At 67.0% G+C, this 18,100-nt stretch carries 15 protein-coding genes and 1 rRNA gene; 4 read left to right on the forward strand and 12 right to left on the reverse strand.

Going from position 1 to position 18,100, the window contains the following annotated elements; genetic code table 11:
* From recN to IHE57_RS09350, 6 genes are read right to left on the reverse strand one after another with little or no spacing between them, the layout of a single operon-like run.
* The gene (gene recN, locus IHE57_RS09325) at positions 1 to 1,704 is read right to left on the reverse strand and encodes a DNA repair protein RecN (protein ID WP_209372648.1); all 1,704 of its coding nucleotides are present in this window, start codon (positions 1,702 to 1,704) and stop codon (positions 1 to 3) included.
* Positions 1,705 to 2,646, reverse strand: coding sequence for an NAD kinase (locus IHE57_RS09330; RefSeq protein WP_209372650.1), 942 nt, complete (start codon positions 2,644 to 2,646; stop codon positions 1,705 to 1,707).
* Positions 2,643 to 3,452 (reverse strand): TlyA family RNA methyltransferase, encoded by an 810-nt coding sequence (locus IHE57_RS09335; protein WP_209372652.1) that lies wholly within the window; start codon positions 3,450 to 3,452, stop codon positions 2,643 to 2,645. The genes IHE57_RS09330 and IHE57_RS09335 overlap by 4 nt, the downstream gene beginning before the upstream one ends.
* A complete protein-coding gene (locus IHE57_RS16365) occupies positions 3,449 to 3,613 on the reverse strand; it encodes a hypothetical protein (protein WP_209372655.1) in 165 nt (54 codons plus the stop codon). The genes IHE57_RS09335 and IHE57_RS16365 overlap by 4 nt, the downstream gene beginning before the upstream one ends.
* Positions 3,610 to 4,617 (reverse strand): HAD-IIA family hydrolase, encoded by a 1,008-nt coding sequence (locus IHE57_RS09345; RefSeq protein ID WP_366933915.1) that lies wholly within the window; start codon positions 4,615 to 4,617, stop codon positions 3,610 to 3,612. Before IHE57_RS09345 ends, IHE57_RS16365 begins: the two co-directional genes overlap by 4 nt.
* Entirely contained in the window at positions 4,614 to 5,462 is an 849-nt protein-coding gene (locus IHE57_RS09350; protein WP_253720104.1) for a hypothetical protein, read from the reverse strand. Before IHE57_RS09350 ends, IHE57_RS09345 begins: the two co-directional genes overlap by 4 nt.
* Between IHE57_RS09350 and IHE57_RS09355 the strand changes: the two genes are divergently transcribed.
* From IHE57_RS09355 to IHE57_RS09365, 3 genes are all read left to right on the forward strand, one after another.
* Positions 5,394 to 6,077 (forward strand): hypothetical protein, encoded by a 684-nt coding sequence (locus IHE57_RS09355; protein WP_209372657.1) that lies wholly within the window; start codon positions 5,394 to 5,396, stop codon positions 6,075 to 6,077. The two genes, IHE57_RS09350 and IHE57_RS09355, sit on opposite strands and share 69 nt — an antisense overlap.
* A gap of 717 nt (positions 6,078 to 6,794) precedes the next feature.
* Entirely contained in the window at positions 6,795 to 8,273 is a 1,479-nt protein-coding gene (locus IHE57_RS09360; protein ID WP_209372659.1) for an aldehyde dehydrogenase family protein, read from the forward strand.
* Between the two features lie 40 nt (positions 8,274 to 8,313).
* On the forward strand, positions 8,314 to 9,882 hold the full coding sequence (locus tag IHE57_RS09365; RefSeq protein ID WP_209372661.1) for a GMC family oxidoreductase: 1,569 nt from the start codon (positions 8,314 to 8,316) through the stop codon (positions 9,880 to 9,882).
* A 115-nt stretch (positions 9,883 to 9,997) separates the two neighbouring features.
* Here IHE57_RS09365 and IHE57_RS09370 read toward each other — a convergent pair whose 3' ends face one another.
* From IHE57_RS09370 to IHE57_RS09390, 5 genes are all read right to left on the reverse strand, one after another.
* Positions 9,998 to 11,788, reverse strand: a complete 1,791-nt coding sequence (locus IHE57_RS09370) for a BCCT family transporter (protein ID WP_209324632.1) — start codon at positions 11,786 to 11,788, stop codon at positions 9,998 to 10,000.
* A 106-nt stretch (positions 11,789 to 11,894) separates the two neighbouring features.
* A complete protein-coding gene (locus tag IHE57_RS09375) occupies positions 11,895 to 12,680 on the reverse strand; it encodes an enoyl-CoA hydratase-related protein (protein ID WP_209372663.1) in 786 nt (261 codons plus the stop codon).
* Entirely contained in the window at positions 12,677 to 14,890 is a 2,214-nt protein-coding gene (locus tag IHE57_RS09380) for an acetate--CoA ligase family protein (RefSeq protein ID WP_209372665.1), read from the reverse strand. Before IHE57_RS09380 ends, IHE57_RS09375 begins: the two co-directional genes overlap by 4 nt.
* Entirely contained in the window at positions 14,887 to 16,047 is a 1,161-nt protein-coding gene (locus tag IHE57_RS09385; protein WP_209372667.1) for an acyl-CoA dehydrogenase family protein, read from the reverse strand. Before IHE57_RS09385 ends, IHE57_RS09380 begins: the two co-directional genes overlap by 4 nt.
* Positions 16,048 to 16,082: 35 nt before the next feature.
* Positions 16,083 to 16,580, reverse strand: coding sequence for a thioesterase family protein (locus IHE57_RS09390; RefSeq protein WP_209372668.1), 498 nt, complete (start codon positions 16,578 to 16,580; stop codon positions 16,083 to 16,085).
* A gap of 193 nt (positions 16,581 to 16,773) precedes the next feature.
* Between IHE57_RS09390 and IHE57_RS09395 the strand changes: the two genes are divergently transcribed.
* Entirely contained in the window at positions 16,774 to 17,556 is a 783-nt protein-coding gene (locus tag IHE57_RS09395; protein WP_209372670.1) for an IclR family transcriptional regulator, read from the forward strand.
* A gap of 148 nt (positions 17,557 to 17,704) precedes the next feature.
* Here IHE57_RS09395 and rrf read toward each other — a convergent pair.
* Positions 17,705 to 17,823, reverse strand: a 5S ribosomal RNA gene (gene rrf, locus IHE57_RS09400).
* Between the last annotated feature and the right edge of the window lie 277 nt (positions 17,824 to 18,100).

The raw sequence follows: 18,100 nt of genomic DNA on the forward strand, positions 1-18,100 counted from the left end.
TCATGTGCTCATGGCGTCGGCGTCCTTGCCCTGCCGTGCCGAGTCGAGCAGCTCCGCGGCGTGGGCCTTCGCCGAGGCGGACTCGTCCATGCCCGCGAGCATGCGGGAGAGTTCGACGACCCGTTCGTCCTCCGACAGTTCCCGGACGCCTGAGCGCACCGTCTCCGCATCGTCGTCCTTGACGATGGTCACATGCGTATCGGCCCAGGCCGCGACCTGCGGCAGGTGGGTGACGACGATGACCTGCGCATTGCGGGCGAGCTTGGCCAGCCGGCGGCCGATCTCCACGGCGGCCTTGCCTCCGACGCCGGCGTCGACCTCGTCGAAGACATAGGTGGGGATGGATTCGCTGGCCGCGCGCACGACCTCGATGGCGAGCATGACGCGGGAGAGCTCACCGCCGCTGGCGACCCTGCCGATGTCGTCGGGGGTCGAGGATTCGTGGGCGGCGAAGGTCAGCCGCACCTCGTCGGCGCCGTGGGCGGCGGGTTCGCGCTCGGTGATCTCGAACGCCACGCTCGCCTTGGGCATCGACAGGGCGGCCAGCTCCTCGCTCACGGCGGCCGAGAACTCCTCGGCCGTGCGCGTGCGGATCGCGGTGAGCGCGGCGGCCGCGGATTCCATCGCCTCCCGAGCCTCGGCCAGTTCGGCGTCGAGACCGTCGAGGTCGCGGTCCTCGGCCTCGAGTTCGGCGAGTTCTGCTGCCGACCGGGTCTCGAATTCGAGCACCTCGGCCACGTCCTGCCCGTAGGGGGCGAGGCTGCCGAGCTCGGCGCGGCGGGCCTCGGTCTCCTCGAGCGAGGTCTCGCCGAGTTCGTCGAAGCCCGAGAGGTAGGAGGACAGTTCGGCAGCGGAGTCCGACAGACGCAGCACTGCGTCGCCCAGGGCTTCGCGGATGGTGACGAGGTCTTTGTCGGAGCCTTCGACATCGGTCACGGCGCTGATGGCCTGGTGGACGAGGTCGACGGCGGCCCCGGCATCATCGGCCTCTCCGCCCAGCAGCAGGTCGTGGGCGGTGCCGACGGCGCGGGTGATGTCGGCCGCGGCGCCGAGTTTCGCCGACTGCGCGGCCAGGCTTTCGTCCTCGCCCGGTTCGGGGCGGACGGCATCGATGGCCTCGAGGCAGCCGCGCAGCCACAGGATGCGTTCGCGGCGGGCAGCGGTGGAGTCCTTGATGCGGGCGACCCGGGCCTCGGTCTCGCGCCAGGCATCGAAGGCGACACGGTAGCGCTCGGCCACCTCGGCGAGCTCCGCTCCCCCGGCCGCGTCGAGGAGTTCGCGCTGCTGGGCGGTGCCCTTGAGCCGCAGCTGTTCGGACTGGCCGTGCAGAGTGATGAGGTCGGCGGAGATGTCGGTGAGCACGGAGATCGGCACGGTGCGGCCGCCGGCGGTGGCTCGGGCACGTCCCTTCTGCGCGACGGTGCGGGAGATGATGGCCTCGTCGTCGGCGCTGCCGCCGGCTTCCTCGATGCGTTCGCGCACAGGCTCGGCGACGCCGGTGAAGATGCCTTCGACCTCGGCCTTCTCCGCTCCCCTGCGGACGACCGAGGAGCCGACCTTGCGGCCCATGAGCAGCGACAGGGCGGAGACGAACATCGTCTTTCCGGCACCGGTCTCACCGGTGACGACGGTGAAGCCCGTGTCGAGTTCGACTTCGGCCTCGGCGATGACACCGAGGTGGGAGATCCGCAGTTCGGAGATCATTCAGGCCTCCTTGATCGGTCCCCGCCAGCCGGAGACGGGCAGACGGAATTTCGCGACGAGTCGGTCGGTGAAGGGACCGGTGTGCAGGCGGGCGAGCCGGATCGGCGATTTCGAGCGGGTCGCCTCGATGCGGGCCCCGGCAGGCAGTTCGAGAGCGCGCCGACCGTCGCACCACAGCACGGCGGCGAAGTCCGGGTTGCCCGGTGAGATCTCCACGCCGAGGCGGGAGTTCGGGTTGACCACGAGCGGTTCGGCGAACAGGGCGTGGGCGGAGATCGGGACGAGGATGAGCGCTTCGACCTCCGGCCAGACGATGGGACCGCCGGCGGAGAAGGAGTAGGCGGTCGAGCCGGTGGGGGTGGCGAGGATGACGCCGTCGCAGCCGAAGGAGGACACAGGGCGGGCGTCGACGCCGAGGACGACGTCGATCATCCGCGATTTCGAGGTCTTCTCGATGGTCGCCTCGTTGAGCGCCCACGCGTTGAAGATGTTCTCGCCCTCGTGCCAGACGGACACGTCGAGGGCGAGGCGCTCCTCGACGAGGTAGTCGCGCTGGGAGGCGCGGTGGACCGCCTCGGCGAGGTCTTCCCTCTCGCTCTCGGCGAGGAAGCCGACGTGGCCGAGGTTGACGCCCATGAGGGGGACGCCGGAGCCGTGGAAGCGCTCGGCCGCACGGAGGATGGTGCCGTCGCCGCCGAGGACGATGACGAGTTCGCAGGCGTTCTTCCACTCCCCCAGTTCGGACGGATCGATGATGGTGCAGTGGCGGAGGATGCTCGCCTCGTCCGTCATCTCGGTCTCGCGGGCGCGGATGCCGATGATCTCGTCGTCGAGGACGACGGGGGTGACGCCGTCGTCGAGGAGAGCCTTGAACACGCTGACGGCGGCCACGGCCGACTCTTCGCGCTGCGGGTGGAGCAGCACCATGATGTGTCTGGTCATGCCTCTCCTCTCATGAGCTCGTCCAGGTGGGCGGGGATGGCTGCCTCGTTGAGCCTATCGGACTTCAATGGGGTTCGCCCCGGTCGAACACGCAGGAAATACTCCCTGTTTCCGCTGGGTCCGGGCAGAGGCGAGGGTGCGATGTCGACGATGCGTGCGGCGTGTTCGGCGACGGCCTCACATACGGAGTCGAGCGCCCGACGGCGACCGGCCGCGGAGGTGACGACGCCGTGTTTGTCCAGCGCCGAGCGGGCGAGTTCGAACTGGGGCTTGACCATGAGCAGGAGTTCTCCGTCAGCCGAGGTGGCCTGGAGAAGCTCGCCGATGAGCAGGCGCAGGGAGATGAAGGAGACATCGGCGACGACGAGGTCGACGATCGGCACGTCGGAGGCGGAGAGTTCGCGGAGGTTCAGTCCCTCGCGCACGTGCACGCGCGGGTCCTCGCGCAGGCTCGGAGCCAGCTGGTCGTGGCCGACGTCGACGGCCCAGACTTCGGCCGCGCCGGCGTGGAGGAGCACCTGAGTGAAGCCGCCGGTGGAGGCTCCGGCGTCGAGGGCGGTCAAGCCGGTGATCGCGGAGCGGGTGAGGTCGAAGGCGTCGAGGGCGCCGAGGAGTTTGTGCGCGCTGCGGGCCACCCAGGGGTCGGGTTCGGTGACGGTGAGTTCGTCGGTCTCGGCCACCTCGTGGGAGGCCTTGGTGACGGTCCGGCCGTTGACGCCGACGCGGCCGGCGGCGATTTCGCGGGCCGCGCGGGAGCGGGAGCTCAGGTGACCGCGTTCGACGAGTGCCCGGTCGAGTCTGCTCACAAGGAGCCCACCTGCGCGTCGAGGGCGTCGAGCAGGGAGCCGAGGTGGTCGTGCCGTTCGGGAGCCGGGGCGTCCTTCGCCTCTGCGAGCTGGGTCCGCCAGTTCTCGACGGGGACTTCGCCGCTCACCGAGGCGGGTGTCGGGGCCGGTGTCTCGCTCACTTCTCCTCCTCGGTCGGTGGTGGCGCTGTGTGCGCCTCGGTGATCGTGCGGGGCAGGTTCCCTTCGGCCAGGATCGCCTCGGCGTCGGTCGTGCCGGAGTCGATGGCGTCCCAGGCGCGGCGCAGCTCGGCTTCGATCCGGGGGCAGTCACCGCGGTCCCCGCCGGTGATGAGGGGTTCGAGGCCGCGCAGGCTGGGCAGGACGAACGTCGGTCGGCGTTCGGGGGCGGCGCGCAGGGCGTCGTGGATGTCGTGGATCCCGGTGAGGACGAGCGCGGTGTCGAAGCCGGCTGCACGCCCGCCTTCGATGTCCGTGTTGAGCCGGTCGCCGACCATGAGCGGGTGGTGCGCGCCGAGGCGGTCGGCGGCGAATTCCATCATGTTCGGAGCGGGTTTGCCGACGATGACCGGTTCGGTGTCGGTCAGCCGGGAGATGAGCTCGACGAACGCTCCGTTGCCCGGGACTCTGCCTGTGTCGGTGATGAGCGAGTAGTCGGGGTTGCTCGCCCACCATTCGGCTCCGGCGCGGATGATCTCACAGGCACGCACGATCTTCCGGTAGTCGATCTCCGGGTCGAGGCCCTGGGCGAGGGCCACGGCATCCTCGTCCGCGGGGTCAGCGATGTGCAGCCCCGCGGTCTCGAGCGCGGTCCGCAGTCCGGTCGTGCCGAGCAGGTGGACGCGGGCGCCGGGGCCGAATCTCTCCGCCAGGCGTTCGGCCAGGACCTGCGCCGAGGTGGTCACCTCGTCCGCGGTCGCCTCGATTCCCAGCCTCGTGATGTTCTCAGCGGTCGCCTCGGCGGTGCGGGTGGCGTTGTTCGTCACATAGCTGACAGGGATCGAGTGCTCGTGCAGCCAGGTGATGCCGTCGACGGCTCCGTCGATCGCTCGGTCGCCGTGGTAGACGACGCCGTCGAGGTCGAACAGGACGCAGTCGATCGGCACGCCGGAGGTCTCGGGCGTGGAGCCGATTCTCGTGTGTCCCTGCTCGGCCGAACGAGTCACTGGTCCCCGTCGGCCTCGGCGTCGGCTTCCGCATCGGCGAGGATCTCGTCGAGTTCGGACTCGATCTCCTCATCGCTGACCTTGACCGACTTCAGCTCCTTCGCCGAGACGTGCGTCGCCGACGAGGTCGTCGGCGCGGACTCGGTCGACGGCGCGGACTCGGTCGAGGGTTCGGCAGCCGCGGCTTCGGCGGGCTCGGAGAACTCGGCAGCCTCGTCCGCCTCTGCGGTCGGCTCGGCGGGTTCGTTCTCGACCTCTTCGACGGTTTCGATCTCGACACCGGCATTGGGGTCCGGCTCTTCGTCGCCGAAGAGGGTTCCGGTGGCCTTGGCGGTCCGGCGCGAGAGCTCTTCGTACTTGTCGGCGAGCTCGGTCTCACCGTGGAGTCGCAGCACCTCGGCGTAGGCGGCCATGAGGCGGACCAGAGCGCCGCTGGGCTTCTGGGTGAAGTCCTCGGCCTCGATGAGCTTGCGCGCACCGTCGAGGTCGTCGAGGTCGGACTTCGCTCCGGCTGCGACGATGACGAGCTCGGTGCGGATCTCGTTGTCGAGGTCGAGCTCTTCGGAGCTCTTCAGCAGCTCGAGCGCCTTCTCCGGCTTGCCGCGACCACGTTCGGCGTCGGCGATGAGAGCGATGTTGTCGTTCGATCCGGAGATGCGACGGTGGGTGCGCAGCTCGCGCACGGCTTCGTCGTACTTCTCCACGTAGTAGGCGGCGATGCCGAGTGCCTCACGGACGACGCCGACACGGCCGGCGCGGGCCATCGCTGCCTTCGCATGCTCATGCGCACGCTCGGGGTCGAGGTCGAGCAGACCGCCGGCGGCGACGAGGTGCTTGGCGACCATCGCCGCGTTCTCCTTGTCGAGGGAGCGCAGCTGGCCGACGATCTCCTTGTCGAGTTCGCGGCCCGTGACGCCTTCGGGGATCTCGGGTTCCTGAATGCGGGGACGACGTGCGCGCTGCTCGCGTGCGTATTCGCCGGTGTCGGTCTTCCGCGAGGCGCGGCGATCGTTATCGTTGCGACCGGCTCCGCCACGACCACGTCCGCCACGGCGGTCGTCATCACGGCGCCTGCCCTGGTAACCCCCACGGCGGTCATCATCGCTGCGACGGTTCTGACCGTAACCACCTTGGCGGTCATCATCACGGCGCTTGCCCTGGTAACCCCCACGGCGGTCATCATCGTTGCGGCGATTCTGACCGTAACCACCACGACGGTCATCGTCGCTGCGGCGATTCTGACCGTAACCACCACGACGGTCATCGTCGCTGCGGCGGTTGCCTTGATAGCTGCCACGGCGGTCGTCATCACGGCGCTTGCCCTGATAGCCGCCACGACGGTCGTCGTCGCTGCGACGGTTCTGGCCGTAGCCTCGGCGGTCATCACGGCGGTCGGAATGACGTGGCCCGCGGCCGTCCCGGTCCTCCGGTCGACGGTTGCGATTATTGTCGCGATCTGAGCGGCGACCGCCTTCTGCGCGGCGGTTGTCCTGGCTGCCTCGCGAATCCCCTTGGGCCACGATTCTCCCTATGAAGTCTTTTCAATGATTCCGCACCATTCTAGTGCACTGACATCGACGATGCCCTGTGGCCGAGACCACGACTGTCCATGATTCTTCCGCTGGCGTCCCGGACCAGGATCTGCCTGCTCTGTTAGAATCAGGGCGAATCGGGACAGACGGCCAGCAGGATATTGCATCAGCTCGGCGACAGCGATCGGGTCGCTTCGCCTCAGGCAGCAGAGGATCAATGGGAACTGACGTGGAAGCATCGTGTGCAGCGCCGAGTCGCCTCCCGATCCCCACGCCCGCTGCGACAGCCGCATCTGCAGCTTCCCTCACCCTCGCATCCGCTCCCGGCCCCAGGGCCGCGGACCCCGCCTCCGCACCCGTTGCCATCACCTGCACCGCGCAGACTGTCCTCACCTGGGATTGTGACCAGTCTCATCGGATTGAGCATTCGAGCCTGCCGTTCGCATATTGTGGAGGCCACGACGGTCTGCTTCAGCCTCGCCGATCCGCTCGCTCGCGCTCGTGGGCACGGCTCTCCACGCCGATTCCGCCCACCTGCGACCGCCGACAGCGCGAAAGCTGCAGTGATCGCCGCGTCGGCCCGATGGCCAGACAGCGCTGAACTCAGATCACCAGAACGTTCACCAGCTAGGAATAGGAGATATCGTGCCCAACACACTCTTCATCGACGGCCAGTGGGTCTCGGCCGTCAACGGCGGAACCCGGAAGATCAACAATCCGGCCGACGGCAGCTTCGTCGCCGAGGTGGACGAGGCCAGCCCTGCCGACACCGAACTCGCGATCGCCGCGGCCCGGCGTGCCTTCGACTCCGGCGTCTGGTCCTCCGTGCCCGCCAGCGAACGCGGCGATCTGCTGCTGAAGTTCGCCGCCACCCTGCGTGAGCGCAAGGACGAATTCGCGAAGGCCGAATCCCTGGACACCGGCAAGCGCTTCGTCGAATCGCAGATCGATATGGACGACATCGCGAACTGCTTCGACTACTTCGGCAAGCTCGCCGGAAACGATGCCGGTCGAGTCGTCGATGCCGGAACCGACACCGTCGCCTCGAAGATCGTGCACGAGCCGGTCGGCGTCTGCGCCCTCATCACCCCGTGGAACTACCCGCTGCTGCAGGCCGCGTGGAAGATCGCGCCCTGCATCGCAGCAGGCAACACCTTCGTCCTCAAACCGGCCGAACTCACCCCGCACACCGCGATCCTGACCATGCAGGTGCTCGAGGAACTCGGTCTGCCCGCCGGCGTCGGCAACCTCATCCTCGGAGCCGGTGCCGATGCGGGTGCGCCCCTGTCGACGCACGAGGACATCGACATGGTCTCCTTCACCGGCGGTCTGGTCACCGGCCGCCTGCTGGCGAAGAACGCCTCGGCGACGGTCAAGAAGATCGCCCTCGAGCTCGGCGGGAAGAACCCCAATGTCGTCTTCGCCGATGCTGACTTCGACGCCGCGCTCGACAACGCGCTCAACGCCGCCTTCGTCCATTCCGGACAGGTGTGCTCGGCCGGTGCCCGGCTCATCGTCGAGGAATCGATCGCCGAGGAATTCGTCGACCGCCTCGTCGAACGCGCCGAGCAGATCCGCCTCGGCGGTCCCTTCGATGAGAATGCCGAGACCGGTCCGCTCATCTCCGCGGCCCACCGCGAGAAGGTCGCCGCCTATGTCGAGAAGGGCGTGGCCGAAGGCGCACGCGTACGCTGCGGCGGCAAATTCGGTGAGGGCGATCTGGCCGACGGCTTCTACTACCTGCCGACCGTGCTCGACCAGGTCAAGCGCGGCATGTCCGTGGTCTCCGACGAGGCCTTCGGTCCCGTCGTCACCGTCGAGACCTTCTCCACCGTCGACGAGGCGGTCGAGATCGCCAACGACACCTACTACGGACTCGCCGGCGCCGTGTGGAGCCAGGATGCGGGCAAGTCGCAGCTGGTCGCCCAGCGCCTGCGCCACGGCACCATCTGGATCAACGACTTCCACCCCTACCTGCCGCAGGCCGAATGGGGCGGCTACAAGCAGTCCGGATTCGGCCGCGAACTCGGGCCCACCGGTCTGGCCGAGTACCAGGAGGCCAAGCACATCTACCAGAACCTCGAACCGGCCGTCACCGGCTGGTTCCCCGACCACTCGAAGTGACAGAGGGATCCCGCAGACGCACATCGAGAATTAAGGAGAAATGACAGTGAAGACCACTCACAGCTTTGACTACGTCGTCGTGGGCGGCGGCTCCGCCGGAGCCGCAGTGGCCGCACGGCTGAGCGAGGACCCCGAGGTCAGCGTCGGACTGCTCGAAGCCGGACCCACCGATGTCGGCGAGGACGTCATCCTCCGGCTCAACCGCTGGATGGAGCTCCTCGAATCCGGATTCGACTGGGACTACCCGATCGAGGAGCAGGAGCAGGGCAACTCGTTCATGCGCCACGCGCGGGCCAAGGTCCTCGGCGGCTGCTCCTCGCACAACTCCTGCATCGCCTTCTGGGCGCCGAAGGAGGACCTCGACGAGTGGGAGACCGAGCACGGCGCCGCCGGCTGGGGTTCGAAGGACACCTTCGGCCTGTACAAGAAGCTCGAGAACAACGAGCTACCCGGCGACCACCACGGCCACGACGGCCCGGTGCGCCTGATGAACGTGCCCGCGGTCGACCCCTGCGGCATCGCGCTCCTCGACGCCTGTGAGCAGGCGGGCATCCCCCGTGTGCAGTTCAACGAGGGCGAGACCGTCATCAACGGTGCGAACTTCTTCCAGGTCAACCGCAAGGACGACGGCACCCGTTCGTCGTCCTCGGTGTCCTACCTGCACCCGATCCTCGACCGTGAGAACCTCACCATCCTCACCGACACTCAGGCCAAGGAGCTCGAGTTCGACGAGGACGACAACTGCACGGGCGTGCACGTGGTCAACAACGCCTTCGGCAAGACCACCCGCATCGAGGCGAAGCGGGAAGTCATCGTCTCCGCCGGTGCCATCAACACCCCGCAGCTGCTCATGCTCTCAGGGATCGGCCCGGCCGACCACCTCGCCGAGGTGGGCATCGACACTCGCGTGGATTCGCCGGGAGTCGGCGAGCACCTCGGCGACCACCCGGAGGCCGTGATCTCCTGGGAGGCCAAGAAGCCGATGGTCGAGGAGTCGACCCAGTGGTGGGAGATCGGCATCTTCTCCCCCACCGAGGAGGGACTCGATCGCCCGGACCTGATGATGCACTACGGTTCGGTGCCCTTCGACATGCACACGCTGCGCCAGGGATACAAGACCTCCGAGAACTCGTTCTGCCTGACCCCGAACGTCACGCATGCGAAGTCGCGTGGCACCGTGCGTCTGCGCTCGAAGGACTTCCGCGACAAGCCGAAGGTCGATCCCCGCTACTTCACCGATCCCGAAGGCCACGACATCCGCGTCATGGTCGCCGGCATCAAGAAGGCCCGCGAGATCATCTCCCAGGACGCGATGTCCGAGTGGGCCGGTGAGGAGCTGTTCCCCGGCAAGGACGTCCAGTCCGATGAGCAGATCGCCGACTACGTCAAGCGCACCCACAACACCGTCTACCACCCGGTGGGCACGACCCGCATGGGTGCGCCCGAGGACAGGATGTCGCCGCTGGATCCGCAGCTCAAGGTCAAGGGCGTGAACCGTCTGCGCGTCGTCGACGCCTCGGCGATGCCGGAGATCACCACCGTCAACCCGAACATCACCGTGATGATGATGGGCGAGAAGTGCGCGGAGATGATCAAGTCTGGTCAGTGACGGCTTCGCCTCGGGGCGGCTCTCCTGACACGAGCTGGCCCGGGGCGGCCGCCTGGAAAACGCCGTAGGGGCTGATGTGAGTTTCGCATCAGCCCCTACGGCGTTTCTGTGCCGGTCAGCCGGCGGAGTCGTCCTCGGCGTAGCTTCTGCTGCCGGTGCGGCTGGCCAGCGTGCCGTGCCGCTTGCTCCGGTGGCGGGGCACCTCGATATAGGGGTCGCGGAACTCCGGCGCCGGTTCCTCGGCCTGCGGGCGGGTGACGACTTCCTCGTCTTCGTCGTATTCGTGGCTGAAGTCGTCATCGTCGGCGCTGCGGCGCTCGACCTCCTCGGGCGGGAGCACCTTCTTCCAGCGGCGCATCCGCACGCGTGGCAGCACGCCCGCATCTTCGCGCAGGGCTCGCATGAGCGCGTAGATCTGGAAGTAGGCGATGATGAAGAACGGCAGACCGACGAGGATGATCGTCGACTGGAGCGCTTCGAGTCCACCGGTTCCGGAGAAGACCAGCAGCGTGGCGGTGACGACCGCGACGGCCAGAGCCCAGAAGATCCTCTGCGGCAGCGGGTTGAAGTCCTCATGCCCGTTGTTCATCGTGTCGACGACCAGCGCCGCGGAGTCGACCGAGGTGACGAAGAAGATGATGACGAGGACGATCGCGATCACCGACATCGGCCCTGCCAGAGGATAGTGGTCGAGGAACGCGAAGAGCGCTCCCGGGATGTCACCTTCCTTGACGACGCGGTCGACCAGTCCTCCGCCCTTGTTGAGCTCGATGTCGAACGAGGCGTATCCGAAGATGCCGAACCACAGGATCGAGAACGCCGAGGGGACCGCGAGGACGCCGATGACGAACTGGCGGATGGTCCTGCCGCGGGAGATGCGGGCGATGAAGATGCCGACGAACGGCGACCAGGTGATCGTCCAGGCCCAGTAGAAGACCGTCCAGGTGTTCTGCCAGCCCGTGTTGGCGAAGGTGTCGTTCCACAGCGCCAGTTCGGGCAGCTGCTGGATGTAGGTGCCGAGCGATTCGAAGACGCCCTTGGCCATGAACAGGGTGGGGCCGAAGACGACGATGAAGATGAGCAGCAGCACCGCCATGACGATGTTGATGTTCGAGAGAACCTTGATGCCCTTGTCCAGTCCCAGCGACACCGAGATCGTGGCCAGGCCGCAGACGACTCCGATGATGATCAGCTGCCACAGGGCGTTCTCCGGGATCCCGATCACCTGGGCCAGACCGCCGTTGATCTGCAGGGTGCCGAGTCCGATGGAGACGGCGATGCCGAAGACTGTGCCGATGATGGCGACGACGTCGATGAACTTGCCGATGGGGCCGTGGATCCGCTCGCCGAGGATGGGCTGGAAGATCGAGCTCACCCGCGGGGGCAGGTTCCGTTTGTGGATGAAGTAGGCGAAGCACAGGGCGGGCAGCGTGAAGATCGTCCACGTGTGCAGGGTGAAGTGGTAGTAGGTGAAGTTCATGGCGTCGACCGCGGCGGCCGGGGTGCCCGCCTCGATGCCGAGGGAGCCCCGTGGTGGGTCTCCGAAGTGGCTGACGGGTTCGGCGACGCCCCAGAACATGAGGATCGAGCCGATGCCGGCGGCGAAGAGCATCGCGAACCAGGCGCCGTTCGAGTGCTCCGGCGGTTCGTCGTCGGGCCCGAGCTTCGCCCGACCGTACCGGGAGGCCGCGATGTAGATGAGGAAGCCGAGGAACACCGTGACGCCGAGGATGTAGAACCATCCGAGGTTCGTCAGCAGCCAGTCCGAGGCCACAGAGACGCCGGCGTCGAGCACATCTGTGAAGAAGATCGTTCCGAGGACGAAGAGGACGATCACGGCGGCGGAGGAGAAGAAGATGGCCGGGTTCGTGCGAAGTCTCAGCGCATCGTGCAGTCGATCAAGCATTTGCGGAACCTTCCGTAGTGATGTTCCGCCCACCATACCCATGAGCAACGCGGATTAGTGCGATCTCTGCGAAGAAACATGGTGTCTGGCCAGCAGAGGTGCTTCCTCAGCGCCCCTGCCAGATCGGCTCGCGCTTCTCCGCGAAGGCCCGTGATCCTTCGAGCGAATCGTCCGATTCCAGCATCGCCCGGTAGCCGTCCAGCTGGCCCGAGCGCATGAGGGCGAAGCCGTCGGCGACGCTGAGGGTCTGTGTCGCCGATACGACTTCCTTGATCGCGCGCAGGGCCAGGGGCGCGCCGCGGCCGATCTGCTCGGCAAGCTCGAGAGCGGCGCTGACGACCTCCGCCGGCTCGACTGTGCGGTTGGTCAGGCCCCAGCGTTCGGCCTCGGCGGCGGTCATTCGGCGTCCCGACATGAGCATCTCCATGGCCACGGCCTGCGGCAGCAGCTGGGGCAGGCGCAGGACTCCCCCGGAGTCGGCGATCATGCCCAGCTGCACCTCGGGCAGAGCGAATTCCGCCTCCGATGAGGCGACGATCAGGTCCGCGGCCAGGGCGAGTTCGAAACCGCCGCCGAGTGCCAGACCGTTGACCGCGGCGATGATCGGCTTCGTCCGATCGAAGTATTCGGTGAGTCCCGCGAAGCCCCCCGGTCCATGGTCGGCGTCGACGGCTTCGCCCTCGGCTGCGGCTTTGAGATCCCAGCCGGCGCTGAAGAAGCGGCCGCCGGCGCCGGTGAGCACTGCCACTCGCAGCTCGGGATCGGATTCGAATTCGGAGAAGGCCGCAAACAGCGCTCGGCTGGTGGCCACATCGACGGCGTTGGCCTTCGGCCGGTCGAGCGTGATGAGCGCCGTCGTGCCGATGGTCTCCATGTTCACTGCTTCTGTCATCTCAGTTCCCTCACTGGTTCGTCGGTTGGTCTCTGTGCGGCTCCCGCATATCGCAGGAGCACGTCGACGGCCACCGCTCCGTCGCCGGAGGCCTCGGCTCGTTCGGCGCCGGCGGTCTCGGCCGCGGCGGTGCTGGCGGCCTCAGGGCTTTCGGCGCCAGCGGTTCCGGCTGAGGCGGCGCGGAGGATGAGCGGATTGATCTCGAGCTCGGACACCGTGCCGTCTGCCAGCGCCCAGTCGACGATGGCAGTGATCGCGCGCACGGCGGCATCGACATCGGCTCGCGGTCTGCCGCGGGCGCCGTCGAGCACGGGCCACAGCCGCAGAGCGCGGAGGGCCGCATGGATCTCCTCTGCTCGCACGGGCAGCAGCAGGGAGACGAAGTCGCGGACCACTTCGACGAGAGTGCCGCCCACGCCGAGGGTGAGCACCGGACCGAATATCGGGTCCGTGCGCAGCCCGACGACGAGTTCGGCCACCCCGTCGGCGACCATGTGCTCGATGAGGAACCGAGTGCCGATGCCCTCCATCGCGGTGACCGCCTTGATGACCTCGTCTTCGTTCATCAGGCCCACGCGCACGCCGCCGTGGTCGGATTTGTGCGCCATGACCGGCTGGACGACCTTCGCAGCGACAGGGAAGCCGAGGGCGCCGGCTGCGTCAGCGGCGTCGCGCGCACTGTCGACGACCCGGCCGACGGGAACCGGCACCCCGGATGCGGCGAGCATCCGCTTCGCGCTGTCCTCATCGGTCTGAGCATGTCGCGCCGACTGGCGGGCGGCCTCGGCGGTGGAGGCACCGGACGGGTGGGCAGGAAGCAAGGGCAGCACGGGTCTGGCACGCGCGGCGGAGATGCCCGCTGCGATGCGAATGGCGGTCATGGCCTCCCGGACGCCGTGCAGGGGTGCGATGCCGTGGTCGATGAGTTCGACTGCCTCTTCGTCCGGCAGACCTTCGGGCAGCGAGGTGATCACGGCCGCGGGCGCGGGGCGCTGCGCGTGAGCGGCGATGAACGCGCGCAGCGTCCCGCGCCAGATCTGCGGGTCGGCGCGGTCGTGCCGGGGAACGTCCACGGCCAGAGCGTGCAGGTCCGAGCCGGCCGTGAGCAGGTGGGCGAAGCAGCGCTGCTGTGCTTCTTCGTCGCCCCAGATGAAGGTCTGGTAGTCCAAGGGGTTGCGGACGTGCACGCGCGGTCCCAGAGTCTCTCGCAGGCCCCGGGCGGTGCTCTCAGGCAGTTCGGGCATGCTCACTCCGGCGGCCTCGGCGGCATCGGCCAGCAGCGCCGCTTCCCCTCCTGAACAGCTGGCCGAGGTCAGCGTCGGTGCGTTCAGGGGGCCGTGGACGTGGAGGAGCATGAGGGTTTCGATGAAGGTCGGCAGGTCGGGGCCTCGACCGATCCCGAGGCGGGCGAAGAGCGCATCGACGAGCACATCGGGGCTGCCGAAGGAGTTCGTGTGGCTGAGGTTCGCCTGTTCGCCGAGGGCCGAGGTGCCGGATTTGAGCGCGATGATCGGCACATTGCGCTCACGGGCCTGCATCGCCAGTGCTTCGAGTTCATGGATGTCGCCCAGAGCTTCGAGGTGCAGGCCGATGGCGCTGATCCGGTCATCGGCGAGTAGGCCTGTGGCCAGGTCGGGCGCCGACAGCGCCGCGCTGTTGCCCAGGGTGGCCAGGAATGCCAGCGGCAGTCCCCGTCGCTGCATGCTGATGTTCTGTGCGATGTTGCCGCTCTGCGTGATCACGGCGACCCCGGTCTCGACGCGGCGTCCACCGTGTTCGTCCGGCCACAGAGCGGCTCCGTCGAGGTAGTCGATGATGCCGATGCAGTTCGGTCCGATCAGCGGCATGTCCCCCGCCGCGGCGACGAGATCGGCCTGCAGCTGAGCGCCGGCCTCGTCGTCCTCGGCGAATCCGGAGGCGTGGCAGATCGCGCCTCCGACGTCAGCCTCGGCGAGTTCGGCGACGATTCCCGGGGCCGCCGAGGCGGGCACGGCGACCAGAGCGGCGTCCGGGGTGCCGGGCAGTTCCGCCACGGACGGATAGCAGGGAAGTCCGCCGAGGGTCTGCCTGCCCGGGTTGACCGGCCAGATCGGTCCGTCGAAACCGATCTGCAGGCTCTGTTCGATCGCTTTGGCGGCGGTTGCGCCGCCGATGACGGCGATGGTGCGCGGTTTGAGGCAGCGTTCGAGTCGTGTCCGGTCGACCATCATGCGCCCAGGGGTCTCAGCAGGGACCGGGAGATGATGTGCCGCTGGATCTCACTGGTGCCGTCCCAGATGCGTTCGACGCGCGCATCGCGCCAGAAGCGTTCGATGGGCAGTTCGCTCATCAGACCCATGCCGCCGAAGATCTGCACCGCCTGGTCGGTGATCCGGCCCAAGGCTTCGGAGGCGAAGAGCTTGGCCATGGCGGCGTCGCGGTTCGACATGCGGTCGTGCTGGAGGCGGCTGGCGGCCTGCAGCGTCAGCAGCTCTGCGGCTTCGACGTCGGTGGCCATGTCGGCCAGTTGGAATCCCACACCTTGGAACCGTCCGATCGACTGGCCGAACTGTTCGCGTTCGGCCGCCCAACGGGTGGCCATGTCGAGCACCCGGCGGCTGCGACCGACGCTGGTGGCCGCGACGCTGAGCCGGCTGGCTCCCAGCCATTCGTCCATGAGGTCGAAGCCGTGCCCCTCCTCGCCGAGCCGCTGAGTCGCCGGGATGCGGCAGTCGACGAAGGAGAGCTCGCACTGGTGGTATCCGCGATGGGACACGCTCGCCGAACCACGGGTGACTTCGAATCCGGGGGTGTCCATGTCGACGAGGAACGCGGTGATGAGGTTGCGCGTCCCTCGCGGGGTCTCCTCAGTGCCGGTGGCGGCGAAGAGGATGACGAAGTCGGCGGCGTCGGCGTGGCTGATGAAGTGCTTGGTGCCGTTGATGATGTAGTCATCGCCGTCGCGGACGGCGCGCGTGCTCATAGAGCGCACGTCCGATCCCGCGCCCGGTTCAGTCATGGCCAGACAGTCATGGCGTTCGCCGCGGACTGTCGGCAGCAGGTAGCGTTCGCGCTGTTCGCCTTTACAGGCTTCGAGGATATTGCTCGGTCGGGCCACGAGCATCTGCAGGGCGAAGCTCGTCTTGCCGAACTCGCGCTCGGCCAGTGTCAGGCTGATGGGGTCGAGGCCGCCGCCGCCGATCTCCTCGGGCATGTTCGCGGCATAGAGTCCGGCGTCCAATGCCCGGGTGCGGATCTGTTCGGCAAGTCCTTCGGGCAGTTCGTCGAGTCGTTCGACCTCGTCTTCATAGGGCATGAGTTCGCGTTCGACGAACTGTCGGACGGTGTCAGCCACCGCTTGCTGTTCGATATCGAGTGAGAAGTCCATTCCGGTGTCCTCCTGGCGGTGTCGGTGAGGCAGGTTCAGCGGCGGCGGATACCCATGGGGCGGCCGACGAAGGCGGGGCGCTCGAGGTGGGCGTGGGCTTTCGACAGCTCCTCGAGTCGGCGCCCCAGCCAGTCGGGCATTGCGGCCGAGCGGCCGATTCCGGTGTCGACGTGCACGAGCAGCTGCTCTCCGGCGGCAACGGTCTCTCCGGTTTCGCAGTTGTCCATGGTGTGCAGGATATGCACCCGTTTGGCGTCGAGGTCGAGGACGGCCAAAGAGAGTTCGAGCTGGTCGCCTCGGCGGGCCTGCGCGATGTTGTGGATGTGCGTTTCGACGGTGAAGAGGGAATGGCCGGCAGCCCGGTAGTCCTCGTCGATGCCGATGAAGCGGAAGAACGCGTCGGCGCTGTGGCCGAATGCCAGAAGGTAGCTCGATTCGCTCATGTGGTCGTTGTAGTCGACCCAGGACCCGGGCACGTCTGTCCGGTAGAGCACGAGCGGGGCAGGCAGTTCACGTCCGCTCTGCCATTCCATGCTTCCCGTTCCTTCGAAGGGGGTTCTGATCCGCCCAGCACCGTCGGTCACGTTTCGCTCTCCTTTACGCACACTCTGCAATCTGACTACACATTATGCGAAGCAGCCGTGCGGGCTGTCAATGCCCGCTGTCCGAGCGCATCCCTGATACGGTGCTAGAGCGCGGGCCGCGCCTGGACGTGAGGGAGTGTGAATGGCTCAGCAACCGGACATCGAAGCCGCGGGATCTGCCGGCCGCATCCAGTCCGTGGAACGGGCGATCGCGCTCATGGAGGCCATCGCCTCCGGCCCCGAACAGGGCTCCACCGTCGCCGAGGCGGCCGATGCCTGCGGGATCAACCGTGCGACCGCATGGCGGCTGCTGGCGACCCTTGAGCACAGTCATTACGTGGAGAAGGATCCCTTCACGAACCGCTATACGATCGGGTTCGCCGTCAATCGACTTGCGAGGAGCGCCGGCATCGATCGCCTCATCAATCGGTGTCACCCGATCCTCACGCGCTTGAGTCAGGAGACCGGGGAGACCGCCAGTCTCGCCGTTCCCCGCGAGCTCGGGCTCACCTATGTCGACGAGGTGGTCCCGCCCAGTCTCATGACCGTCCGGTGGATCGGACGCAAGGTCTCACTCCATGCGACTTCCGCAGGCAAAGCGATGTTGGCGTGGCTGCCGTACAGTGAAGTCCGCTCGGTGCTGTCAGCACCGCTGACCGGTCATACCGAGGCCACTCATACGGAGACGGATGAGCTCGAAGCCGAGCTCGAGGAGATACGCGAATCCGGCTACAGCATCGCAGCGGGCGAACTCGAGCAGGGCGTGCATGGCGTCTCCGCGGCCATTCGTGACCGGCAGCGCTCCCCTATCGGGGTGATCAGCATCTGGGGGCCACAGGAGCGGATCCCGCATGAGAGGTTCGCCGAGCTCGGCGCTCTCGTCGTCTCTGCCGCGCTCGAGGCGGTCGGCGACGCCGCGGGCTGATCCACGGCAATCGGGGGTTGGTGCCATTCAGGTACCCACGCCGGCGATCATACGAACGTGGGGTCAATGATCAGAATGTGGACGCCACGAATGTGAATACAAAAAGAGGGGACATCCCAAACAGGATGCCCCCTCTTCCAACAAATTATTGCGGCAGTCACCTACTCTCCCACAACCACCAAGTTGCAGTACCATCAGCGCGAATGGGCTTAGCTACCGGGATCGGAACGGTTAACCGGGCGTTTCCCCACCACTATCACCACCGCAAAACCAACAAACCACCACCACAACCCCACAAAAAAGGGGTTTATAGGCGGTAGTGGTCCAAGAACCGCACAGCGAACGCGAACACCAACACAATCATGCAACACACCACCCACACAAAAGAGGGGCAGCACAACACTTTTCTCAACATCACCACAAAAGAATGATCAAGACACACGCACCAACCCCCACAAAAAAGAAGGTTGAGTGAGTGATCGGTGTATTAGTACCAGTCAACTCCACACATTACTGTGCTTCCATACCCGGCCTATCAACCCCA

The sequence above is a fragment of the Brevibacterium renqingii genome, from assembly GCF_017808105.1.
Classification (GTDB): Bacteria; Actinomycetota; Actinomycetes; order Actinomycetales; family Brevibacteriaceae; genus Brevibacterium; species Brevibacterium renqingii.